Source organism: Curvibacter sp. GW821-FHT01G03 (assembly GCF_059422285.1).
On record NZ_JBWKWP010000044.1, the window covers coordinates 1 to 2,545 of the forward strand.

The window sequence follows — 2,545 nt, forward strand, 5'->3', positions numbered from 1 at the left end:
CGGTGTTCTGACTGGCGAGTTGCCGATAGTAGTTTGCCTCAGCTTCGGCAGGCGGGATGTACCCGATGGATTCAAGCAGGCGATGGTGGTTAAACCATGACACCCATTCGAGAGTTGCAAACTCCACTGCTTCCTTTGTTTTCCATGGCGCCCGGCGATGTATTAACTCAGCCTTGTAGAGGCCGTTGATGGTCTCGGCCAAGGCGTTGACGCTCCTATGTCAAGGGGTGCTGGGTGGCCGGCCCAGATCACCCAATATCAACGGGTACAGCTCGCGCACGATGTACCGCTTCAGGCACCGCTGGATCTCCTTGGTCGACAGCCCTTGCGCCGTTCGGCGAGCGACGTACTCGCGTGTACGCGGGTCACTTCGCATTCGGACCATCGCAATGGTCCAGAGAGCATTGTTCGCGGAACGGTCGCCGCCTCGATTCAAGCGATGGCGCTTGGTCTTTCCGGATGAGGCTTGCAAGGGACTGACCCCGCAGAGGGCTGCCAGAGAGGCCTCGCTCTTCAGTCGATCCGGGTTGTCTCCAGCCACGCAAACCAGGACAGCAGCGGTTTGGGCACCGACTCCAAACTTCTGCCGAAGCCGCGAAGCATGCTGGCAGGTAAGTTGCTCGAGCTCCGCATCCAGAACCTTGACCTCCGCTTTCAACGCCAGCCAACGCTTCGCCAGGAGACGCAGGGTTGCTAGCAGAGACTGCAGCAAGGGCTCAGCCCCCAGCGATCTCACTTTGGAGCACATGTTCACGCAATCCTCAGCGTTGGGACGCAGCAAACGATCTCGAATGTCTTGCGGCGCGCTGACCAGAATTCCGCGCAACTGGTTGATGGTCTGCGTCCTGGCCTTCACCGCGCTCCGGCGCGCCGCTGAGACAGCGCGCATCGCGTACGCAGCGCCAGACTGCTGTTTAGGGACGGCTGTCGCACGGCCTGCGAGAACGGCACATGCAGCGCTTTCAGCGTCTGTGGGGTCGGATTTGCCACGCGTCCGCCGCGCGGAGCGGTCGGGGCGGTTTACTTCGAACACCTCGACCCCATGATCGCGCATCAGTCGCGTCAATCCAGCACCGTAGGTGGCCGTACCCTCCACACCGGCACGACGCAATTGTCCGAATGATCGAGCCCAGTCCAGCAGCTTCAAATAGCCGGCAGCGGTCGTTTCTACGGCCTGCGTCCCAAGCAGCCGGCCAGTGCAGCTGATCACTGCGCCGACATGTACGTCCAAATGCGTATCAACGCCAAGAATGACTTCGTCCTGATTCACACAAGCTCCTCTGTGTTGCAGAAGGCGCCACCAAACTCAATAGCGGGACAGGACACTCATGGTGCAGAACAAGGCTCCTATTAGGTCACGTGCATTGAGCCCGACAGCGCTCGGGGGAACATCCGACGTGATCGACAGGTCAACGCAAAGGCAGCACGGCCAGTCGTAGCTCGGGTCAGATCACGTCGGCGTCCGGGGACATTGGAACTGAGTGTCATAGCTATCGCCTTTGCTGCCCACGGAAGGTTCTATGCCCGCTTCAGCTAGTCGTTCGGAGTACCGAATGCTGACGTATTGCGACCCGCGGTCGCTGTGGCATATCAGGCTTCCATCGCGCTCAGGCTGGCGGGCATATAGGGCTTGCTCCAGTGCATCGAGCACAAAGTCCGTGCGCATCGAGCTGCTCACCCGCCAGCCCACAATGCGCCGGGCAAACACGTCGATGACAAAGGCCACGTACAGCCAGCCCTGCCAGGTCGAAACGTAGGTGAAGTCGCTGACCCACAACTGGTTCGGTCGCCCGGCTCTGAACTGACGCTTGACCCGATCCAACGGGCATGGCGCCTTGCCGTCACTGACAGTGGTTCGCACGACCTTGCCCCGCATCACCCCGCGCAACCCCAGCTTGCGCATCAGCCGCTCGACTGTGCAGCGGGCCACGGTCACCCCTTCGCGGCTCAGTTGGCGCCATACCTTGTCGGCGCCGTAGACCTGCATATTGGCTCGCCAAACACGCAGAATCTGCGGGCACAGGACCTCATCACGCAAAGCCCGAGCACAGCGCTTGTGGGGCGCGCTTAGCAACGCCGCATGTCGTCGATACGCAGAAGGGGCAACCTGCAAGACCTTGCAGAGCGGCTCGACCCCATAGGCATCACGATGCTTGTCGACGAAGGTTCTCAAGACTTCAGCCGGCGGTCGAGCTCCGCCTGGGCGAAAAACGCACTGGCCAGCTTGAGTATCTCGTTGGCCCGGCGCAGCTCCTTGACCTCACGCTCCAGTTCCTTCATGCGTTGAGCCTCAGTGGTTGTGACGCCTTCACGCACGCCTGCATCCACCTCAGCACGTTTGACCCATTCGTTCAAGGTCTGCGGTACACAGCCGATCTTTGGCGCGATGGACTCGATGGCTGCCCACAGCGATGGGTACTCGCCACGGTGCTCTTGCACCATACGTACGGCACGCTCGCGCACCTCGGGTGAAAACTTGTTTGACTTCGTCATGGCTCAATCCTCTCAGAGTGTTGAGCCTCCGCAAAACCCGGGGCGATTCACG

Annotated in this window: 1 protein-coding gene, 2 pseudogenes and 1 other annotated feature; all 3 genes and pseudogenes read right to left on the reverse strand. The window is 60.7% G+C overall.

The window, feature by feature from the left end; translation table 11 throughout:
• Positions 1 to 208: pseudogene (locus AC07VS_RS28700) on the reverse strand (integrase core domain-containing protein); the annotation flags it as partial.
• 12 nt (positions 209 to 220) lie between these two features.
• Entirely contained in the window at positions 221 to 1,270 is a 1,050-nt protein-coding gene (locus AC07VS_RS28705) for an IS110 family RNA-guided transposase (RefSeq protein WP_494752679.1), read from the reverse strand.
• A 213-nt stretch (positions 1,271 to 1,483) separates the two neighbouring features.
• Positions 1,484 to 2,493 (reverse strand): annotated as a pseudogene (locus tag AC07VS_RS28710) (IS3 family transposase); the annotation flags it as partial.
• Positions 2,099 to 2,215 (reverse strand) — a sequence feature (AL1L pseudoknot). It overlaps the preceding pseudogene by 117 nt.
• Positions 2,494 to 2,545: the final 52 nt, after the last annotated feature.